Here is a 19,775-nt window from a genome sequence, read left to right as displayed (position 1 = left end):
GGGCGTCGCGTCAGCTGCGGCCGGGCGGACCCCACGGGGTGACGGGCTCGCTCGTGGCGGTCCCGTGCGGGTTCTCGACGACGACGCGCCACGACCGGTCGCCGACGACGTCGCGCGTCGGGACCCTCAGCGTCGTCGTGCCGTCGTGGACGCGCTCGACGGTCACGTCCGTCCACGTCGCGCCGTCGTCGGACACCTGCCAGCGCGCGACGGGCGCGGGGGTGCCCGTCACCTCCGCCTCGAGGACGGCGGCGCGTCCGGGTTGCGTGTCCTGCGGCTGCCCGACGACGGCGGCCGGCTCGACCGTCTGGTCCACGACGGGCCAGCCGTCGACCCACGCGAGGCGCTGGAGGCCGAGCGTCGGGAAGTACGGGACCTCCTCGTTGAGCGCGTCGTAGTAGTGGAACGCGAGGACGCCGTCGGCGACCGACTGGCCGCCCGGCCCGACCATGGCGCCGTGCTCCTCGAGGATCACCGTGCCGCCGCCGCCGAACATGTCGCGGCCGTCCTGGTCCAGGTACGGACCGGTGACGTCGCGCGACCGGCCGACGGCGACCTTGTAGGTCGAGTCGCCGCCCGCACAGCACGCGTCGAACGAGACGAACAGGTAGTACCAGCCGTCGTGCTCGTAGATGTACGGCGCCTCGATCGGGTTGCCGGGCACGAACCGGTCCGCGAGGTTGACCGCGCTCTCCTGCCAGTTCTCGACCGGCTTGCCGCTCGGCCAGTCCAGCTCGACGAGCCAGATGCCGTACCAGTAGGAGCCGATCGCCATCCAGTGCGTGCCGTCGGCGTCCTCGACGATGCCCGCGTCGATCGCGTTGAACGTCTTGCCGTCGGGCAGGCCGACGACGGGCGACGAGACGACCTCGCCCTGGTCGGTCCAGCCGTAGTCCGGGTCCTCGGGGTCGAGCGTCGTCGCGGTCGCGAGCGCGGTGAGCGACGTGCTGGAGCCGAACGTCGAGGCCGAGTAGTAGAGGTAGTACGTGCCGTCGTCCTCGTGGACCTCGGGTGCCCAGAGGTTGTCGAGGCCCGGGATGCGCTCGTCGATCCACGTCGGGATCTCGGGCCAGATCGTGCCCACGTACTCCCACGAGACGCCCGCGTCGCGTGAGATCCAGTGCTGGACGGTGCCGCCGTTCTCGCGGTTGACCAGCCCGGTCGAGAAGACGTGCCACGTGTCGCCCTCGACGACGAGCGCGGGGTCGTGGATCGGCGACGTCTCGCCCGTGACGCTGAGGCCGCCGGTCGGCAGCGTGGTGTCGGCGGGTCGGCCGTCGCTCCCGAGGGCGGTGGCGGGTGCCGTCCCGCTCGGCAGGGCGGCTGCGGTGCCGCTCACGGCCAGGCCGACCGCGGCGACCGCGGCGGTGACGCCGGCGAGCCGACGACGGGTCCACGTCGGGCCGGCCGGGGCTCCCGCGGGGCGGGTGGTGTCGGACGTCTGCATGGGCTGCTCCCCCATCTACATCGTTGTAGAACTGATGCGGCCCATCATGTTCACGCTCACATCGACGGGTCAAGGGGGTGCCCACGGCCCGGGAGCCCTGACTCGAGGGTGCGGTGCGAGACTTCGACGATGGCGTCGTCGATCGTCGTGCGCCGGCCCGTGCCGGCCGACGTGCCCGCCCTCGCCCGCGCGCACGTGCAGAGCTGGCGCGAGACCTACCGGGGGCTCATGCGCGACGAGGTTGTCGACGACCCGAGCGCGGTCGAGCGGCGGGAGCGGTTCTGGTCGACGGTGCTCGCCGACGACCGGCCCGACCGCGTCGCTGCGCTCGCCGAGCGGCACGGCGTCGTCGTCGGCGTCGCGCTCGCCGGACCCCCGCTCGACGTGACCGACGCGTGGTCGCGCCAGCTGTACGTGCTGTACACCCTCGCGGAGGTGCACGGCTCGGGTGCCGGGGCGGCGCTCATGGACGCCGTGCTGGACGTCGAGGGACCGGTCGGCCTGTGGGTCGCCGACCCCAACCCGCGAGCGCAGGCCTTCTACCGCAGGCACGGCTTCGCACCGGACGGCCGGAGCCGGGTCGACGACGGCGTCCGCGCGATCCGCATGGTCCGCCTGGTCCGCATGGCCGGCCCGGCGGCCCTCGCTCACTGACGGCGCCACCGCCCACCGGCACCACCGGCCCCGGACGGCGGGCCGGTCTCGCCGACTTCGCGCATCTCCGGCCGACTTCGCGTCGCTCGACCACGAGCTCGACGCAGATGCGCGAAGTCGGCGTGACGGCGGGCGTGCGGGTCGGCGTGACGGCGGGCGTGCGGGTCGGCGTGACGGGCGTGTGCGGGTCGGCGCGGCGGATGGCGAGCCGGTCAGGCGCGCGCGGTGTGCCAGGCGGCGAGGCGGTGCAGGCCCCCGTCGATCGACACCGCTGGTGCCCACCGCAGGTCGGCGCGCGTGCGGCGCTGGTCGAACCAGTGCGCGGTCGAGAGCTGCTCCGCGAGGAACCGCGTCATGGGCGGCTCGCCGTCGGCCCCCTCGAGCGGGAGGCGCGCCCACGCGGCCTCGACCGCGGCACCCGCACCGCGCGCGACGGCGCCCGGCACCCGGAACCGCGGCGGTGGCGCACCGACCGCCGCGCAGATCCCGGCGACCATCTCCGCCACCGTCCGCGGCTCGCCGTTGGTGACGACGTACGCCCGTCCGCGCACGGTGCCGTCGTCGTCGCCGAGCCGCCCCAGGGCCGCGACCAGCGCCGACGCGGCGTTGTCGAGGTACGTCGTGTCGATGAGCGCCGCGCCGTGGCCGAGCAGCGGCAGCCGCCCCGTCCGGGCCCGCTCCGCAATGCGCGCGACGAGCTGCTCGTCGCCGGGACCCCAGACGACGTGCGGCCGGATCGCGACGACGCGCAGGTCCCCGTCAGCCCCGAGCGCGAGCAGCTCCGCCTCGGCCTTGGTGCGCGCGTACTCGCCGTGCGTCCCGTCCGGGTCGGCGGGTGGCGCGTCCGCCCCGACGATCGACGTGCCCGTGTGCGCGACGGACGGCGAGGACACGTGCACGACGTCGGTCGCGCCGTGCCGCCGCGCCGCGCCGAGGACGGTCCGGGTGCCGTCGACGTTGACGCGCCGGAAGTCCGCGGGGTCGCCCGCGAGCGACACCTTGGCCGCCAGGTGGACGACGGCGTCGACGCCGCGGACGGCGCGGTCCACGTCGTCGGCGTCGGTCACCGAGCCCAGCACGTCCTCGGCGCCGTCGACGCCGCTCGGTCGGCGCTGGAACGTGCGGACGTCGTGGCCGGCGTCACGCAGCTGCTCGGCGGTCGTGCGGCCGAGCAGACCCGACGCGCCCGTGACCAGGACCTTCACGGCCGACCCATCCGGCCGCCCGCGAGGACGCCCTCGGCCCACGTCGCGAGCCGCGCCCGGTCCACCTTGGAGTTGTGCCGCACGTCGGTCGGCAGGTCGGGCACGACGAGCACCGCCGCGACCGGGAGCCCGACCGCGGCGCGCACCCGGGCCGTGAGCTCGGGGTTCGCGAGGCCGGGGCGGCGTGCGCCCCGGTCGGTCTCGACGACGACGACGACCTGCTGCGTGCCCCGCGGTCCGACGCCGACGACGCCGGCGCGCCGCACGCCCGCCACCGACTCGGCCCGCTGCTCGGGGCCGACCGGGGTCACGGGCCCGTCGGCCGTCACGACGACGTGCGCGAGCCGCCCCTCGACCCACAGCCGGCCCTCGGCGTCGAGGTGCCCGACGTCGCCGGTCCGGTGCCACCGCGCGCCCGGCTCGACGGCGACGTCGACGTCGGCCCGGGTCGCGCCGTCGCCGTCGGGCGTCCCGCGCCGGCTCTCGCGGTCCGTGAGCCACAGCCGGTCGTAGTGGTCCTTCACGTGCGGCGCGGCGACGACGACCTCGCCCGTGACGCCGGGCGCGACACCCGGCGTGCCCGTGGCCCGGCCGTCGTCGTCGAGCGCGCTGATCGTGACGGTCACGCCCCGCGCGGGCGGGCCGACGCACACGCCGCCCGGGCCGTCCGCCCCACCCGCGCTCGTCGCACCGTCCATCCCGCCCGCGCCCGCCGCGCGGATCCCGTCGAGCGTGACGTCCGTCAGCAGCAGCCCCTCGGTCATGCCGTACGGCGTGTGCGGGACGGCGTCCGGCATGAGCCGCCCGACGGCGGTGAGCAGCCGCTCGGGAACGGGAGCACCGGCCGACAGCACGAGGCGCACGCCCGCGAGAGCCCGCTCGTCGGCCGCGGTCAGCTCGTCCGAGGTCGCGACGACGTTCGCGACGGCGGCCGGCGAGAGGAACACCGCCGTCGCGTCGGCCGCGGCGACCGCTGCGGCGACGGCGCGTGCGGTGAGCGTGCGCGGCGCGGTGACGTCCATGTCGGGCGTGACCGAGCGGCAGCCGAGCGCGGGACCCAGCAGCGCGAACGGCGCGAACCCGGCCACGAGCCCGGTCCCGACGCCCAGGTCGTACTGGCCCGCGAGCGCGTCGCGCATCGCCGCGAGCTGCTCGTGCGTGTACGCGACGCCCTTCGCCGGACCCGTCGAGCCCGACGTGAACAGCACCGCGGCGAGGTCGGTGGGCGCGGGCTCGGGCGGCAGGTCGGTGACGACGGAGAGGTCGACCAGGTCGGGCAGGCTCGTCTCGACGCCGAGCGCCGCGGCGGTCGCCGCGGGCAGCGTCGTGGTCGACACGCGGCGCCCGGGCCAGCCGAGCGCACGCGCCGCCGCGAGCCCCTTCCTCTCGCCGACGACGACGGCCGGCTGCGCACCCCGGACCGCACGCGTGAGTCCGCGCGGTCCGAGCCCGGCGTCGGCGACGACGACGACCGCGCCGATCCGCAGGCACGCGTACAGCGTCGCGGTGAGGTCGGCGCCGGGCGGGACGAGGAGCGACACCCGGTCCCCCGGACGCACGCCGGCCGCGTGCAGACCACGCGCGATCTCGCGCACGCGGCGCGCGAGCAGCCGCCACGTGACGGTGCGCACGCCCTCGCCCGCGCTCGGCGCCATCTCGACGAGCGCGGTCGAGTCGTCGTCGGCGAGCTCGTCGAGGCGGCGCCACAGCGGCGCCCGGGCGCCGTCTGGCGTCGCGACGGTCGCGCGCTCACCGGCCAGGTGCGTCACGCGCGCCCGCGTGACGTGCACGCCGACGACGCCGTCGTGGCCGTCGTCGGCGCCGTGTGGCTCGGTCGTCGCCTCGCGCTCCACGGAGCCCGCGACGTGGGCGCGCGCCCCCGGCTCGCCGGGCTCGTCGGACGCCCAGGGCTGCTCGCCGAACGCGGCCGGCTCGGCGCGCAGGACGGCCTCGCGGCGGTCGGCGAGCCAGGTCCGGACCGCACCGGCCACGTCGACGTCCTCGGCGACGAGGTGCCCCGCACCCTCGAACCGGTGCACCTGCGCGCCGGGCAGCCGGTCGAGCAGGTCGCCGAGGTAGCCGTCGCCGAACACGGGGTCGCGCGGCCCCCACAGCAGGAGCGCGGGGACGTCGAGGCGCCGGACGCCCTCGGCGACGCGGTCGAGCTCGTCCGCGCTCGGGTGCTCGGGTCCGACGGGGATGTCCGCGACGAACGCACCGATCCCGGACCTGCGGTCGGCGGTCGCGTAGGGCGCGCGGTAGGCGTCCTTGACGCCGTCGGGCAGCGGCGGGTGCGCGAGCGCGAGGGTCGTCTCGAGGAACGCGGGCGTCGCGACGGTCGACGTCCCGAGGACGCCGAGCGCGAGCCGCAGCGGTGCCGGGACGGGCCGGTCCTCGGGCTGGTGGACCGCGGTGTTGAGCAGGACCACGCCCGACAGCACGTCGCGGTGGTCGACCGCCCACCCGAGCGAGACGACGCCGCCCCAGTCGTGGCCGACCGTGACGACGGGGCCGTCGAGCCCGAGCGCGTCCGTGAGGTCGCCGAGGTCCCGCACGCGGCGGCGCAGCGAGCGGTGCGTCCCCGTGCGCTCGGAGAACCCCATCTCGAGCTGGTCGACCGCCACGACGCGCCACACGTCGGGCGGGCCCTCGGGGCGGGTCGCAGTGGCCGCGGCGTCGGCGGCCTCGAGCGACGCCGCCACGACGTCGCGCCACAGGTAGGACCACGTCGGGTTGCCGTGGACGCACAGGAGCGTCCCGACCGGCGTGACGCCGCGCTCGGCCAGCACCGGTCCGGTGTCCAGGACGTGCCACGTGCGCCCGGGCCGAGGCCCAGCGGCCTGCCGCGCGGCGCGGTCGCCGCCGTCGCGCGGGGTCTGCGCGGTGCGGCGCTCGCTGCTCGCCGGGTCACCCTCGGCGTGGGTCTCGCTGCCCCACCCGAGCGCGCCGACCAGGGGCGTCTCGGGGACGACGACGAGACGCGACCAGGCCGCGTCGAGCCCGGGCAGGCCGTCTGGCGGGAGGGACGCGGGCGCCGTCGTCGGCGCGGGCAGGCGGTCCGCGGGGGTGCTCGTCACCAGGCGAGCTCCATCATCGCCGTGTTGATGCCGGAGCCCACCCCCATGAGGAGGACGCGGTCGCCCGGCGAGAGGCTCGGCGCCTCGTGCGCGAGCGTGATCGGGATGGACGCGGGCCCGACGTTGCCGAAGCGCGGGTACGTCAGAGGCACGCGCGACCGGTCGAGCTTCGCGGCCTTGATGATCGCGTTCGTGTGGACGTCGGACACCTGGTGCATGACGTAGCGGTCCATGGCCGACCAGTCGAAGTGCTGGCGGGCCTCCTTCCACGCCGCCATGACGAGCTGCATCCCGCCCTTGAGCAGCGCCTTCGCGTCCGTGTACATGCCGGTCACGCCGCCCACGCACAGGTCGTTGAACTGCGTGGCAGCCCGCGTCACGCCGCCGAGGAGCCGGTGACCCGACGGGTGCTCGTCCGCGCGGCCCAGCACCGCGGCGGCCGCACCCGACCCGAGCGTCAGCGTCGGGAACTCGCGCAGGAAGTCGGCGCGCGTCGTGCCCTCGCGCGACAGGCGCTCGACCGTGTTGCGCTGCACCTCGTCCGCGTCCTCGCCGTCGACGACGACCGCGTACTCGATCTGCCCCGCGTCGATGAGCTGGGCAGCGAGGCTCATCCCGTTGACGAAGCCCAGGCACGCGTTGGCGATGTCGAAGTTCACGGCCGACGACGGCAGCCGCAGCCCGTGGTGCATGCGCACCGCGACGGACGGCTCGAGGTGGGGGCGCGTGACCGACGTGTTGACGAGCAGGCCCACGCGCGAGCGGTCGACGCCGGCCTCGGCGAGCGCCTTCTCCCCCGCCTCGATCGCGGCGGTGTCGAAGCCCTGCCCCTCCGCCCAGTTGCGGCGCTCGTGGACGCCCGCGATCCGCTCGAGCAGGCCCGTCGGCAGGTGGAGGCGGTCCAGGACCGGCCGCAGGCGACCGTCGAGCTCGGCGGACGTCGTGACCCGGTCGGGTGTCACGGCGGCCAGGGAGAGCAGGGCCACGTTGCGGTACGTCGATGTCGCGTTGCCGTCCACTCGCACGCCCCTCAAGGTCACGGAAGGTCCTCATCCTCTCCTGACGGCCGGGTGCGTGCACCTACAGGCCGGACGGCGGTCGGTGGCGGTGTCGGGGGCCGCGGCTAGCGTGGTCGGTCGTGGCCCTCCCCGACCCGTCCGGACCGTCGTCGACCAGCGCCCCCGAGTGGTGGCGCTCGGCCGTGGTCTACCAGGTGTACCCGCGCTCGTTCGCGGACTCCGACGGCGACGGCGTGGGCGACCTGCCCGGCGCGACGGCCCGCCTGGACCACCTCGCCGACCTGGGGGTCGACGCCGTGTGGCTGTCGCCGTTCTACCGCTCGCCGCAGGCCGACGCGGGGTACGACATCAGCGACCACCGCGACGTCGACCCGCTGTTCGGCCGGCTCGAGGACGCGCGCGAGCTCGTCGGGCGTGCGCACGCGCTGGGGCTGCGCGTGGTCGTCGACGTCGTGCCGAACCACACCTCCGACGAGCACCCCTGGTTCCGCGCGGCGCTCGCGTCACCGCCCGGCAGCCCCGAGCGCGCGCGGTACGTCTTCCGCGACGGGCGCGGCGACGACGGCGGGCTCCCGCCCAACAACTGGCGCTCGGTGTTCACCGGACCGGCGTGGACGCGCGTGACCGAGACGGACGGGTCACCCGGCCAGTGGTACCTGCACCTGTTCGACTCGCGGCAGCCCGACCTCGACTGGTCGCACCCCGAGGTGCGCCAGGACATGCTCGACACGTTCCGGTTCTGGGTCGACCTGGGTGTCGACGGCTTCCGCGTCGACGTCGCGCGCGGCCTCGTCAAGGAGGAGGGCCTGCCCGACTTCCCCGAGGAGCTCCAGCACAGCGCGCGCGTCGCACCCGACGGGCGGCGCACGCCCCTGTTCGACCAGGAGGGCGTGCACGACGTCTACCGGTCGTGGCGCTCCTTCCTCGACGGCCTGGGCGGGGTCCGCGGCGGGCAGCACGTGCTCGTCGGCGAGGCGCACCTGCCCCCCGAGCGGCTCTCGCGCTACGTGCGGCCGGACGAGATGCACCAGGCGTTCAACTTCGCGTTCCTCGAGACGCCGTTCGACGCGCGCGCGTTCCGCCGCGTGGTCGACGAGTCGCTCGCGTCGTTCGGCTCCGTCGGCGCGACGACGACGTGGGTGCTGAGCAGCCACGACGACGTGCGTCCCGTGACGCGCTTCGGGCTGCCGCCCGGCACCGTGCTGTGGCACGGGATCGGCCCGGACGACCCGCAGCCCGACGTCGAGGTGGGCCGGCGCCGGGCGCGCGCCGCGGCGCTGCTCATGCTGTCGCTGCCCGGGTCGGCGTACGTGTACCAGGGCGAGGAGCTGGGCCTGCCCGAGCACACGACGATCCCGCCCGAGGCGCGACGGGACCCGACGTTCGCGCGGTCGGGCGGCTCGGCCGTCGGGCGTGACGGGTGCCGCGTCCCGGTCCCGTGGGAGGCGGACGCGCCCGCGTACGGGTTCAGCCCGACCGGTGCGACGTGGCTCCCGCAGCCGCCGGAGTTCCGCGACCTCGCGGCCGACCGCCAGCGCGGCGTCGTGGGCTCCACGCTCGAGCTGTACCGCGCGGCGCTGCGGGTCCGGCGTGCGCACGGGCTCGGGACGGGGACGCTCGAGTGGCTCGACGCAGCCCCCGACGACGACGTGCTCCGGTACCGCGTGCGGGACGTCGTCGTGGTCGTGAACCTCGGGACGCGACCGGTCGCTGGGCCCGCCGGCGCCGAGGTGCTCGTCGCGTCGGAGCCCGTCGCCCGCGGCACGGTCGCGGGCGGGTCCGCGGCCTGGTTCCGGGCCGACGACGCGCGCACGACCACCGCGGAGCGCTGACCGCGCCTGCGCTGTCGGAGGGGCGCGCCGATCACCGGGCGAGCGCGAGGGCGTCCTCGGCGATCCCGACGAGCGTCTCGGCGGGCAGCGCCTGCGCGGGCACGGCGACCGCCGACTGGAGCACGACGACGACGGGGTCGCCGCCGTCGGCCGGCTCGGCGTACCAGGCACCGGCCATCGTGCCGACGGAGCTGCCACCCTTGAACGCGACGTGGGACCACGCGGCGTCGTCGACGGCGACGCCCGGGTTCGCGGAGAGCACCTCCCGCAGGGGGGCGCCCGCGTCGGTCGAGGCGCGCTCGGCGAGGGCGGCGTGCGCCGCGCACAGGTCCGCGGCGGTCGCGAACCAGTCGACGTCGTCCGTCCACGCCGCGACACCGGCCATCTCCTGCGGGTCGAGCTCGGGTGGCCCCGCAGGCAGGCCCGCGAGGATCGCCGCACGGCCCGACGGGTCGGCGCCGCGCCACCGGGTGCGCAGGTCCTCGCCCCCGCCCCAGCCGACGTGGAAGAGCTCCCGCGTGGTCGCGAGCGGCACGTTGCGCGCCGGGTCGGCGTGCCCCAGGTCCGCGAGCGCCCGCTCGACCGCGTCCCGGCCGAGCGCGTCGACGAGCAGGTCGGTCGCGGTGTTGTCGCTGATGGCGATCATGTCCCGCGCGGCCTCCTCCACGGTGAGGACCGTGCCCGCGGGTTCGTCCTGGAGCCGGCCGGACGGGAGCGAGCGGAGCTCGTCGGTGAGGGTGAGCTCGCGGTCCCACGTCAGCCGGCCCGCCTCGACCGCGTCGACGACGGCGCCCAGCACGTAGAGCTTCACGATGGAGCCGATCGGCAGGCTCTCACCCGCCGCTGACCCGGCGGGCATGCCGTCGAGCGGGACGCAGCGGCCGCCCTCGACGCGGGCGACCAGCAGGGACGTCGACCCGGGCAGCGCCTCCACCTCACCGGTGAGGTCGCCCCACGACGAGGCCGGGTCGCGCGGCGGCGCCGCGGGGGTGAACAGCAGGCCGGCGATCCTGCCCTCGGCATCCACCGCGAGCTGCATGTCCAGGTCGTCCTGCGGCCCGGCGAGCCGCACGACGAGGCCCTGCGCGCCGCCGTCGACCGACACCGGCGTCCACGGACCGGCCGCGCGGATCGAGGCCAGCACCTCGACGAGCCGGGCGGCGGGGACCTCGGCGAGGAACCCGTCGGTGAACCTCGCCTCGACGTCGACCACGGCCGGGTCGTCGGCGTCCGCCAGGCGCTCGACCACCCACGCGGCCTGGTGTCCGGCGTCGTCGTCGGGGAGCTCGGCGGGGGCCGCCGTCCCGGTCGAGGTGTCGGTCGACGTGGGCCCAGCGGTCGCGGGCGGCGTGGGACCTCGTGCGCCACCCGTCGAGCACGCCGTGAGCGCCGTGAGCACCGCGAGCACCGTGGCCGCGAGCCCCGTGGCCGCGAGCCCGGCCGCGCTCCCTGCCGCCCCCACGCGAAGGGTCCTGCCGACCACGCCCGTCGTTGCGCCCGAGCGCCTGCGCGCCCGCCCGTCCGCCGCACGCCGGTCGGTGCCGCGCGCGTCCGCGTCCCCCATGCCGCCCCCTCGTCCGCCCCGACCACCGTACGACCTCGTCGGGCCCGCGACGGTGCCCGATTCGTGACCTCCGAAGCCTTCCGCCCGCGCACCGCCCGCCGGTAGCGTCGCGCTCGTGACCGCCGCCACCGACGTCGAGGGCATCGAGCTGCTCGTCCCCGCCGGCTACGACGTGCTGTGGTCCGTCGTCGTGCTGGCGAACCTGGTGCTGCTCGGCGCAGCGCTCGTCGTCTGGTCGCGCGCCCGCGTCACCGGGGGCGGCGGGCTGCTCGACGTTCTGGTCATCCTCCTGGTGCCGTTCCTCGGGCCCGCGGCGTACCTGACGGGCCGGGCGCTCGCTCGGCGTCGGACGGCGTCGTGAACCTGCCCCCGGTCGCCCGGACCGCGCTCACGACCCTGACCGTCCTCCTGGCGGGCGGCGTCTCGCTCGTCGCGATCGGGCTGGGCGTCACCGCGGTCGCGACCGTCGCGGGCGTCGTCGAGGTGGTCGCGCGCGCCGTGACGGGCTGACACGCCCGAGAACCGCGGCCCGCCGGACGGTCGAAGGACGGACCGCGGGAGACCAGCGCGGCCTCACGCCCTGAGCGGTCGCCCCGCGCGGTCGACGAACCGGCCCCCGACCAGCACCGGGACGGTCGCGCTCGAGCCGACCTCGGCGGCGATGCGCACGTCCTCCTCCCAGCCGCCCGCGACGAGCTCCCGACCGCTCGCGCACGCGAGCAGCGCGTCGAGCTCCTCCCCGCGGACCCCGCGGTACGCGTCGACCGCGGCGCGGGCCTCGGGAGACAGCGAGCGCCCCGCCCGGGCCAGCACGTCGGCGACCGCCCCGACGCCCCACAGGTCCTCGACGGCGGGGCGCAGCGACCCGTCTGGCCACCGCTCCCCGCGGCGACGAGCGCGACCGTCCCACCCGCCGCGGCGAGCGCGCGCCCGACCGCGTCCGCGTTCCGCAGGCATGCGCCGACCACGACGACCACCTCGGCGGCGAGACGGTGTGCGACGGTCGACCCGTTGGGCGACGGCAGCACGAGCCGCTCGACGTCGCGCACGCGTCGGACGCTGCCCGGCGACAGCGACACGTCGCCGGCACCCGAGCGCGAGCGGGGCAGCGCGAGCGTCGCGTCCACGTCCCGGGCCAGCTCAGCGGCGCCCTCGTCGCGCCACGGGTACGGGAGCACGGCGACACCGCGGTCGGCGGCGACGGACAGGGTCGTCGTGAAGGACAGCACGTCGACGACGACGGCGCGGTCCGCGCCCGGGGCGACGCACTCGGCGCCGCGCAGCCCCCAGTCGAGGCGGACGTCGAAGCCGGACTGCCCGTGGGCGTCGTCGTGCGGTGTCACGGCGCGATCCTGACCCACGTCGGGGCCCGGCCGCGAGACCGGACCGGTACGGTGCCCGCGGCGCACGCCGCGCCGAGGACGGAGGGGGCGCGCATGACGTACTCGGGGTGGTCGCGTCGACCGGGCACGGGTCACGGGCTCAGGCAGCGCCTGCGGCTCGTCGCGGCCGGCTGGGTCGTCGTGGGCTTCGCGGGTGCGGCGATGGCGGCGCTCGTCGCGGTGCTCGTGCTCGTCGGCCTCGGGCCGTTCGGACCGCAGTCTCGCGTCGACGTCGAGCGCGAGGTGCCGTGGGGTGAGGACGTCGAGACGACGGGCGTCTCGCCGGGCAGCCTGGTCGTGCTCGCGCACCCCGCGTCGGTCGACGTCGAGGCGGTGAGCTGCTCGTGGACGAGCCGGGTCTACTCGACGGGCGAGCAGCGCAGCGGCGAGCTCGAGGTCGGCCGGCCCGACGGGGCTGCCGCCACGATGACGTCCCGGGACGGCCGAGAGTGGGTTCCGGTCGCCGTCACGGGGAGGCAGTGGATGGAGGCGGATTACGTGACGTGCACCGGCGGCGGCGCGACGGTGGTCGGCCTGGCCGACGACGAGCTCCTGACGTCGCGCTTCCGCCTCGGCATCGGCGTGGTCCTCGCCGTCGTCGCACCCGTCCTCGCCGGGCTCGGCGCGCTCGCGCTCTCGTTCACGCGGAAGTGGAACCGCGAGGCCGCCGAGCAGGACGCGGCGATGCGCGCGCACGGCCTCCTCCCGCAGGCGTGGCCGCCCGGCACCTGGGGCCCGCCGCGTCAGCAGGGCCGGCAGGGCCCGCCGCACGCGCAGGCACCGCCGCACGCGCAGGGCCCGCCGGCACCGCCCGCGCCCCCGTACCCGCCGGGTCGCGACCCGTACGCACCCCCGCGCGACTGACGCCCTCACGGAGCGCGGACCTCGTCGAGACAAGCGTTGCCGTCGGCGAGCCGCGCGACACGCCGACCACGAGGCTCATCTCGGCGCGGTGACGGATGCTCGCGCGATATGCGCGGGCCTCCGCGGCGCGCGTCGGCGAGAATGGACGCCCGTGAGCGAGGCCGAGCAGGACCGCACCCCGTCGGGTGACCGACGACGACGGTCCTCGCGCGGCCGCGGACGGGGCCGACGCCCGGACGGCGCCCGTACCGACACGCCGCGCGCTGACGGCGCGGACGGCCCGGACCGCTCACCCGACGCGGCCGGCCGCCGTCGCGGCCGGCGCCCGACGACCGATCCCACGGACCGCGCCCGCGACGCCGTCCAGGCGGCCGCGCGCGAGCAGGCCCGCCGCGAGCGCCGCGCGGCGACCCGACGCGCCGTCGTCGTCCCGCCGATCACGTACCCCGAGGAGCTGCCGGTCTCGGCGCGCCGCGCCGACATCGCGGCGGCGATCCGGGACCACCAGGTCGTCGTCGTCGCGGGCGAGACGGGGTCCGGGAAGACGACGCAGCTGCCCAAGATCGCGCTCGAGCTCGGCCGCGGGCGCGAGGGGCAGGTCGGCCACACGCAGCCGCGGCGGATCGCGGCGCGCAGCGTCGCCGAACGGATCAGCGAGGAGATCACGGGCGGCTCCGGGGCGCTCGGGTCGATCGTCGGCTACCAGGTGCGGTTCACCGACCAGTCGAGCGAGGAGACGCTCGTCAAGGTCATGACCGACGGCATCCTGCTCGCGCAGATCCAGCGCGACCCGATGCTGCTCGCCTACGACACGCTGATCATCGACGAGGCGCACGAGCGCAGCCTCAACATCGACTTCATCCTCGGGTACCTCACGCGGCTGCTGCCGCGCCGCCCCGACCTCAAGCTCGTCATCACGTCGGCGACGATCGACTCGGAGCGGTTCGCGCGGCACTTCGCGGGCCCGCCCACCGACGAGCACCCCGACGGCGTCCCGGCGCCCGTGGTCGAGGTGAGCGGCCGCACCTACCCCGTCGAGATCCGGTACCGGCCCCTGTCGCCCGACCCGGAGCCCGGGCGCGGCCCGGACGACGACGTCCTGCGGGACCTCGACGACGCGCCGCGCCCCGCGAAGAAGGCCAAGGCGCCCCGCGCCGCGGAGGACCGCGACCTCATGACCGCGATCTGCGAGGCCGTCGACGAGCTCGCGCACGAGGGGCCGGGCGACGTCCTCGTGTTCCTCTCCGGCGAGCGGGAGATCCGCGACGCCGAGGAGGCGCTGCGCGGGCACCTCGGCCCGCGCGTGACCGACCCGCGCCACCCGCAGGCCGTCGAGCTGCTGCCGCTGTACTCGCGGCTGTCGGCCGCCGAGCAGCACCGCGTGTTCGCCCCGCACAGCGCGCGCCGGGTCGTGCTCGCGACGAACGTCGCCGAGACGTCGCTGACGGTGCCGGGCGTCCGGTACGTCGTCGACCCGGGCACCGCGCGCATCTCGCGCTGGTCCAAGGCGACCAAGGTCCAGCGCCTGCCGATCGAGCCGATCAGCCAGGCGTCGGCCAACCAGCGGTCGGGCCGTTGCGGCCGCGTCGCCGAGGGCGTCGCGATCCGCCTGTACTCCGAGGCCGACTTCGCGTCGCGCCCGGAGTTCACCGAGCCCGAGATCCTCCGCACGTCCCTCGCGTCGGTGATCCTCCAGATGGTCGCGGTCGGCGTCGCGGCCACGCCCGACGACGTCGCGGCGTTCCCGTTCGTCGACCAGCCCGACACGCGGGCCGTCCGCGACGGCGTGCAGCTGCTCACGGAGCTCGGCGCGCTCGAGACGACGCCGTCGGGCACGCGGCTCACCGAGGTCGGCCGCGCGCTCGCCCTGCTGCCGATGGACCCGCGGCTCGCCCGCATGATCGTCGAGGGCGGGCGGCGCGACGTCGCGCGCGAGGTCATGGTCATCGCCGCGGCGCTGTCCATCCAGGACCCGCGCGAGCGGCCCGCCGAGATCCGCGCGCAGGCCGACGCGCTGCACGCGCGCTTCGCCGACCCGACGTCGGACTTCCTCACCTACCTCAACCTGTGGCACCACGTCCGTGAGCAGCAGCGCGAGCTGTCGGGGTCGGCGTTCCGCCGCCTGTGCAAGGCCGAGCACCTCAACTACCTGCGGCTGCGCGAGTGGCAGGACGTCGTCGCGCAGCTCAAGGAGATGGCGAAGCCGCTCGGCATCGCTGTCCGCCCGCCCGCGCAGGTGAACACCGTCGCCGACGAGGACGTGGACGTCACCGCGCCCGGCGCGCTGCGGCGTGCGTGGGACGCCGACCGGATCCACCAGTCGCTGCTCGCGGGCCTCCTGTCGCACGTCGGGATGCAAGAGGTCACCGAGGTGCGGGTCGGCGGGCCGACCAAGGGCGGCCCGAAGGACCGACCGGGCCGCCGGCCGCAGGCGCGCAACGAGTACCTCGGCGCGCGGGGCGCGCGGTTCGCGATCTTCCCCGGCTCGCCGCTGTCGAGGAAGCCCCCCGCGTGGGTCATGGCCGGCGAGCTCGTCGAGACGTCGCGGCTGTGGGCGCGCGACGTCGCGCGGATCGAGCCCGAGTGGGCCGAGGAGCTCGGGCAGCACCTGGTCAAGCGCACCTACTCCGAGCCCGCGTGGTCGACCAAGCAGGGCGCCGCGACCGCGTTCGAGCGCGTGCTCCTGCACGGCGTCCCCGTCGTCGCGCGACGCCGCGTCCTCTACGCGAAGGTCGACCCCGAGCACGCGCGGGAGCTCTTCGTCCGGCACGCGCTCGTCCAGGGCGAGTGGACGACGCACCACCGCTTCTTCCACGACAACGCCGCGACGCTCGCCGAGGCCGAGCAGCTCGAGCACCGCGCGCGCCGCCGCGGCCTCGTCGTCGACGACGACGTGCTGTTCGCGTTCTACGACGAGCGCGTGCCCGCCGACGTCGTCTCCGCGCGGCACTTCGACCAGTGGTGGAAGCGCGCGCAGCGCGACCAGCCCGACCTGCTGACCTTCCGGCTCGACGAGGTCATCACCGACGAGGCCGCCGGGCTCGGCGAGGACCTCGCGCGGTTCCCCGCCGAGTGGGAGCAGGGCGACCTGCGCCTGCCGCTCACCTACCAGTTCACGCCGGGGGCCGAGGCCGACGGCGTCACGGTGCACATCCCGCTCGCGGTGCTCAACCGCGTGCGGCCCGAGGGCTTCGACCGGCTCGTGCCGGGCATGCTGCCCGAGCTCGTCACCGCGACCATCCGCGCGCTGCCCAAGCCCGTGCGCGTGCAGCTCGTCCCGGCTCCCGACGTCGCACGCGAGGTCGTCGCGTGGATCGAGGCCAACGAGCCGTCGTGGGAGGACACGGTGCGCGCGGCCGACATGGCGCCGTCGTTCGCCGAGACGTTCACGCGCGCGGTGCGCGCGCTGCGCGACGTCGAGGTCCCGCCCGACGTGTGGCCGGTCAACCTGCCCGCGCACCTGCGCATGACGTTCCGCGTGCACGACGAGCGCGGCAGCGGCTCCGTCGTCGTCGACGAGGGAACCGACCTGCTCGCGCTCCAGCGGCGGCTCGCGGCGCAGTCGCAGAGCGCGGTCCGCTCGGCCGTGCGCGACGCCGTCCGCGCGGCCGTCGCGGAGAAGGCCGCGCGCGCGGGGTCGGGGGCGGCGCCGGATGGCGGGCCGGGCGCCGGACCGGGCTCGCCCGGATCGCCGGGTGCGCCCGACGCCGAGACCGGCGCCGCGCAGGCAGGTCACCCGGGGCACGCCGACGCGACGCCGACCTCGACGCCGACCTCGACGCAGGCGGCGGGCGTGGCCGTGCCCGAGCGCGACGCGCTCACGACGTGGCCGGACGGACTGCCCGACGGGCGGCTGCCGGACGTCGTCACCACCGCGGCCGGCGGGTTGACGGTGCACGGGTACCCGGCCCTCGTCGTCGAGGGGGCCCCCGCGGCGGCGTCTCGACCGGTCGCCCTGCGCGTGCTCGCCGACGCGAGCCTGCGGGACCGACGGCATGCGGAGGGCGTCCGCGAGCTGCTGCTGGGCGAGCTGGCGCTCGCGACGGGCCGCATCACGAGCCGGTGGACGACGGCCGAGTCCCTCACGCTGGCCGCGAGCCCGTACCGGACGACCGACGCGCTCGTGCGCGACCTGCAGCGGACCGCGCTCGACGCGCTGCTCGACGAGACGGCCGGCGGCGCCGCGACCGTCCGCGACGCCGCCGCCTACGCCCGCGTGCGCGGTGTCGCGCGCGACGCGCTCGAGGACCGCACGCACCGCGTCGCGCGCGACACCGCCGCCGTCCTCGCCGCGGCGCGCGAGCTCGACACGGCCGTCCGCGGGACGACGAGCCTCGCGCTGCTCAACACCCTCACGGACGTGCGCGACCAGTCGGCGCGCCTCGTCCACGACGGCTTCGTCTCCGCGACCGGCGCCGGCAGGCTCCCGCACCTCGTGCGGTACCTGCGGGCCGCGCAGCACCGGCTCGCCAAGGCCGCGGAGAACCCGGGCCGCGACGAGGGGCTCGCGTGGCAGGTGCACGAGCTCGAGGACCTCTACCAGGACGCCGTCGCCGCGGCGCGCACCGCGTCCGGCGACGCGGCGCGCGACGCGCGGCTCGTCGAGGTCCGGTGGATGCTCGAGGAGCTGCGCGTGAGCCTGTTCGCCCAGCACCTGGGGACGCCGCAGCCGGTGTCCGCCAAGCGCATCCGCACGGCGCTCGGCCGCTGACCGGACCGGTCGTGGCGGCCCTGCGAGCCACCCGCATTCACCCGCCGTTCACCCGTGAGCGGGCTGTCCGGTCGGTCCGGATTGCCCGTACGGTGTCCGGCATGGCGGACACGAACGACCTTGCCCGCGCCCGGGACGCCCTGACCGCACCGGCCGACGTGCTCGACACGTCGCTGCTCGGTGCCGTCCACGACGGCCTCCTCTCGGTCCCCGCGGAACCGACGGCCCTGCCCGGGACCGAGGACGAGGCCCCGCGCCTCGCCGTCCGACGCCGCACGGGCTTCTGACCGCGGGCACCGACGACGGCGCGCGGCTCGGCGCGCGCCTCGGCGCGCCCGCCGGGACGTGAGTGCCGTCCACAGCCCCGGCGGACCCGACCACGAGCGCGTCGGTGGCCTGCGCCAGACTCGCGCTGTGCCCGACGAACCCACTCCCTCCGCGCCCCCGACCACCCCGACCACCCCGACCACCGCGACGACGGTGCCGGCGGTGCCGACGACGACCGGCCGCTGCTTCGGCGACGGCAACCCCCTCTACGCCGAGTACCACGACACGGAGTGGGGCGTGCCGGTCCGCGGCGACACGGAGCTCCTCGAGCGGTTCTGTCTCGAGGCCTTCCAGTCGGGGCTCGCGTGGATCACGATCCTGCGCAAGCGGCCGGCGTTCCGGACGGCCTTCGCCGGGTTCGACCCGGCGGTGGTGGCGGCCTTCGACGACGACGACGTCGAGCGCCTGCTCGGCGACGCGGGGATCGTCCGCAACCGCGCGAAGATCGAGGCGAGCATCGCGAACGCCCGCGCGGTCCTCGCGCTGTGGGAGGACGGCCGGACGCTGACGGACCTGGTGTGGTCGCACGCTCCGGAGCACCGGGTCCGGACACCGCGTGCCGTGACCTTCGCGGAGGTCCCGGCGACCACGCCCGAGTCGGCGGCGCTCGCGAAGGAGCTCAAGCGGTCCGGCTTCCGGTTCATCGGCCCGACGACGGCCTACGCGGCGATGCAGGCGTGCGGGCTCGTGGACGACCACCTCGCGGGGTGCCCGACCGTCAGCGCATGACCTTGCTCGCGTAGAGCGCGGAGTCGGCCCGCGCGACCCACGCGTCGAACGGGTCACGCTCCCACTGCGCGATGCCCGACGACCAGCCGCACGGCTCGTCGTCGCGCCGCAGCCGCTCGAGCAGCACCTCCGCCTGGTCCGCCGTCGTGTTCCGCAGCAGGACGGCGAACTCGTCGCCGCCCAGCCGACCGAGTGCGTCGCCGCGGCGCAGCGTGCTGCGCCAGCTGCTCGTGAGGCGGACCAGCACGTCGTCGCCGGCGGCGTGCCCGCCCTCGTCGTTGACGCGCTTGAAGTCGTCGAGGTCGAGCAGGGCGAGCACGAGCGGCTCGCCGGTCCGCGCGGCCATTGCCGTCACCATCGCGGCGACCTCGCCGAACGCCCGCCGCGACAGCACGCCGGTGAGGGGGTCGACCGTCGCCTCGGCGCGGAGCCGGCGGGTCTTGTCGTTCAGCACGACCGCGACGCCCGTCGTCGTCGCCATGAGGAAGAACCACGTCTGGGCAGGGGACTGCGCGCCCGCCGCGAGCAGGCCCAGCGCGAGCGCCACCGCGACCGCGACGAGGTGGCCGACGACGGCCCGCAGCCCGTGCACCGACGCGGTGTAGAGCGCGACCCACACGAACGACACGGCCGTCACCGCGATCCCGGCGGGCGTCGTCGACACCGCGACGCACACGCCCATCGCGGCGGTGGCCACCAGGAGGATGGCGTGGACGGCCCACGCGGGCGTGCGGTCCGGACGACGCAGCAGCCACGCCCCCAGCAGCGCCGCCGCGGACCCCGCGGTCGCGGCGATCTCGACCGGGGCGGTCGGGCTGAACGGGAACAGCGCGGTCGTCAGGCTCACCGCGCCCACGATGAGCAGCACGCGGCCCAGGAGTCGGATCTCGGCGGGCCCGGGCCCCGGGGCGGTCGATGCCCTCGGGCGCATCGGTCCTCCTGAACGTCTTGGCGGCTTGCCCAT

15 protein-coding genes and 1 pseudogene are annotated in these 19,775 nt (G+C 76.4%); 8 read left to right on the top strand and 8 right to left on the bottom strand.

Going from position 1 to position 19,775, the window contains the following annotated elements:
• Positions 1-10: 10 nt before the first annotated feature.
• Complete coding sequence (locus tag IEV86_RS06830) at positions 11-1,462, bottom strand: glycoside hydrolase family 43 protein (RefSeq protein ID WP_229734530.1); 1,452 nt, start codon at positions 1,460-1,462, stop codon at positions 11-13.
• 114 nt (positions 1,463-1,576) lie between these two features.
• Here IEV86_RS06830 and IEV86_RS06825 point away from each other — a divergent pair, with 114 nt between their 5' ends.
• Positions 1,577-2,101: a GNAT family N-acetyltransferase gene (locus tag IEV86_RS06825; RefSeq protein ID WP_043607461.1), complete on the top strand. Its 525-nt coding sequence runs from the start codon at positions 1,577-1,579 to the stop codon at positions 2,099-2,101.
• A 212-nt stretch (positions 2,102-2,313) separates the two neighbouring features.
• On the opposite strand, the gene IEV86_RS06820 is transcribed toward IEV86_RS06825, so the two are convergent.
• Genes IEV86_RS06820 through IEV86_RS06810 form a run of 3 tightly spaced genes read right to left on the bottom strand, consistent with a single transcriptional unit; the run spans position 2,314 to position 7,408 of the window.
• Complete coding sequence (locus IEV86_RS06820; RefSeq protein WP_043607458.1) at positions 2,314-3,306, bottom strand: NAD-dependent epimerase/dehydratase family protein; 993 nt, start codon at positions 3,304-3,306, stop codon at positions 2,314-2,316.
• Positions 3,303-6,383 carry an alpha/beta fold hydrolase gene (locus tag IEV86_RS06815; protein WP_229734528.1) on the bottom strand — a complete coding sequence of 1,027 codons (3,081 nt, stop codon included), beginning with the start codon at positions 6,381-6,383 and terminating at the stop codon, positions 3,303-3,305. Before IEV86_RS06815 ends, IEV86_RS06820 begins: the two co-directional genes overlap by 4 nt.
• The gene (locus IEV86_RS06810; protein ID WP_043607455.1) at positions 6,380-7,408 is read right to left on the bottom strand and encodes a 3-oxoacyl-ACP synthase III; all 1,029 of its coding nucleotides are present in this window, start codon (positions 7,406-7,408) and stop codon (positions 6,380-6,382) included. Before IEV86_RS06810 ends, IEV86_RS06815 begins: the two co-directional genes overlap by 4 nt.
• A gap of 113 nt (positions 7,409-7,521) precedes the next feature.
• Between IEV86_RS06810 and IEV86_RS06805 the strand changes: the two genes are divergently transcribed.
• Positions 7,522-9,234: a glycoside hydrolase family 13 protein gene (locus IEV86_RS06805; protein WP_052426283.1), complete on the top strand. Its 1,713-nt coding sequence runs from the start codon at positions 7,522-7,524 to the stop codon at positions 9,232-9,234.
• Between the two features lie 31 nt (positions 9,235-9,265).
• Here IEV86_RS06805 and IEV86_RS06800 read toward each other — a convergent pair whose 3' ends face one another.
• The gene (locus tag IEV86_RS06800; RefSeq protein ID WP_161784059.1) at positions 9,266-10,696 is read right to left on the bottom strand and encodes a Cpe/LpqF family protein; all 1,431 of its coding nucleotides are present in this window, start codon (positions 10,694-10,696) and stop codon (positions 9,266-9,268) included.
• A 217-nt stretch (positions 10,697-10,913) separates the two neighbouring features.
• Between IEV86_RS06800 and IEV86_RS06795 the strand changes: the two genes are divergently transcribed.
• Positions 10,914-11,159 (top strand): hypothetical protein, encoded by a 246-nt coding sequence (locus tag IEV86_RS06795; protein WP_152605681.1) that lies wholly within the window; start codon positions 10,914-10,916, stop codon positions 11,157-11,159.
• Positions 11,156-11,308: a hypothetical protein gene (locus IEV86_RS06790; RefSeq protein ID WP_161784058.1), complete on the top strand. Its 153-nt coding sequence runs from the start codon at positions 11,156-11,158 to the stop codon at positions 11,306-11,308. The genes IEV86_RS06795 and IEV86_RS06790 overlap by 4 nt, the downstream gene beginning before the upstream one ends.
• A gap of 63 nt (positions 11,309-11,371) precedes the next feature.
• Here the strand turns inward: IEV86_RS06790 and IEV86_RS17870 are convergent, their stop codons facing one another.
• Together IEV86_RS17870 and IEV86_RS17865 are read right to left on the bottom strand one after the other, a co-directional pair.
• Positions 11,372-11,755 (bottom strand): 2-phosphosulfolactate phosphatase, encoded by a 384-nt coding sequence (locus IEV86_RS17870; protein ID WP_229734606.1) that lies wholly within the window; start codon positions 11,753-11,755, stop codon positions 11,372-11,374.
• Positions 11,725-12,027: pseudogene (locus tag IEV86_RS17865) on the bottom strand (2-phosphosulfolactate phosphatase); the annotation flags it as partial. The pseudogene IEV86_RS17865 and the gene IEV86_RS17870, both read right to left, overlap by 31 nt.
• A gap of 207 nt (positions 12,028-12,234) precedes the next feature.
• Between IEV86_RS17865 and IEV86_RS06780 the strand changes: the two are divergent.
• The 4 genes from IEV86_RS06780 to IEV86_RS06765 all read left to right on the top strand — a co-directional run bounded on the left by IEV86_RS06780 (position 12,235) and on the right by IEV86_RS06765 (position 18,811).
• Complete coding sequence (locus IEV86_RS06780) at positions 12,235-13,044, top strand: hypothetical protein (RefSeq protein WP_152605680.1); 810 nt, start codon at positions 12,235-12,237, stop codon at positions 13,042-13,044.
• Positions 13,045-13,195: 151 nt separating this feature from the next.
• On the top strand, positions 13,196-17,755 hold the full coding sequence (hrpA, locus tag IEV86_RS06775; protein WP_188484602.1) for an ATP-dependent RNA helicase HrpA: 4,560 nt from the start codon (positions 13,196-13,198) through the stop codon (positions 17,753-17,755).
• Between the two features lie 101 nt (positions 17,756-17,856).
• Positions 17,857-18,042: a hypothetical protein gene (locus IEV86_RS06770; RefSeq protein ID WP_043608013.1), complete on the top strand. Its 186-nt coding sequence runs from the start codon at positions 17,857-17,859 to the stop codon at positions 18,040-18,042.
• A 202-nt stretch (positions 18,043-18,244) separates the two neighbouring features.
• The gene (locus tag IEV86_RS06765) at positions 18,245-18,811 is read left to right on the top strand and encodes a DNA-3-methyladenine glycosylase I (protein WP_229734527.1); all 567 of its coding nucleotides are present in this window, start codon (positions 18,245-18,247) and stop codon (positions 18,809-18,811) included.
• Here the strand turns inward: IEV86_RS06765 and IEV86_RS06760 are convergent.
• Positions 18,801-19,742, bottom strand: coding sequence for a GGDEF domain-containing protein (locus IEV86_RS06760; protein WP_052426366.1), 942 nt, complete (start codon positions 19,740-19,742; stop codon positions 18,801-18,803). The genes IEV86_RS06765 and IEV86_RS06760 overlap by 11 nt on opposite strands.
• Positions 19,743-19,775 lie beyond the last annotated feature (33 nt).

Source organism: Cellulomonas carbonis (genome assembly GCF_014636275.1).
Lineage (GTDB): Bacteria > Actinomycetota > Actinomycetes > Actinomycetales > Cellulomonadaceae > Actinotalea > Actinotalea carbonis.
Note: the sequence above shows the minus strand (reverse complement) of the source record. Positions and strands in the feature narration are given on the sequence as shown.

Coding starts and splice junctions, on each gene's coding strand:
- IEV86_RS06830 (WP_229734530.1), bottom strand. CDS start 1,462: ATGGGGGAGCAGCCCATGCAGACGTCCGACACCACCCGCCCCGCGGGA.
- IEV86_RS06760 (WP_052426366.1), bottom strand. CDS start 19,742: ATGCGCCCGAGGGCATCGACCGCCCCGGGGCCCGGGCCCGCCGAGATC.
- IEV86_RS06770 (WP_043608013.1), top strand. CDS start 17,857: ATGGCGGACACGAACGACCTTGCCCGCGCCCGGGACGCCCTGACCGCA.
- IEV86_RS17870 (WP_229734606.1), bottom strand. CDS start 11,755: ATGCCTGCGGAACGCGGACGCGGTCGGGCGCGCGCTCGCCGCGGCGGG.
- IEV86_RS06780 (WP_152605680.1), top strand. CDS start 12,235: ATGACGTACTCGGGGTGGTCGCGTCGACCGGGCACGGGTCACGGGCTC.
- IEV86_RS06825 (WP_043607461.1), top strand. CDS start 1,577: ATGGCGTCGTCGATCGTCGTGCGCCGGCCCGTGCCGGCCGACGTGCCC.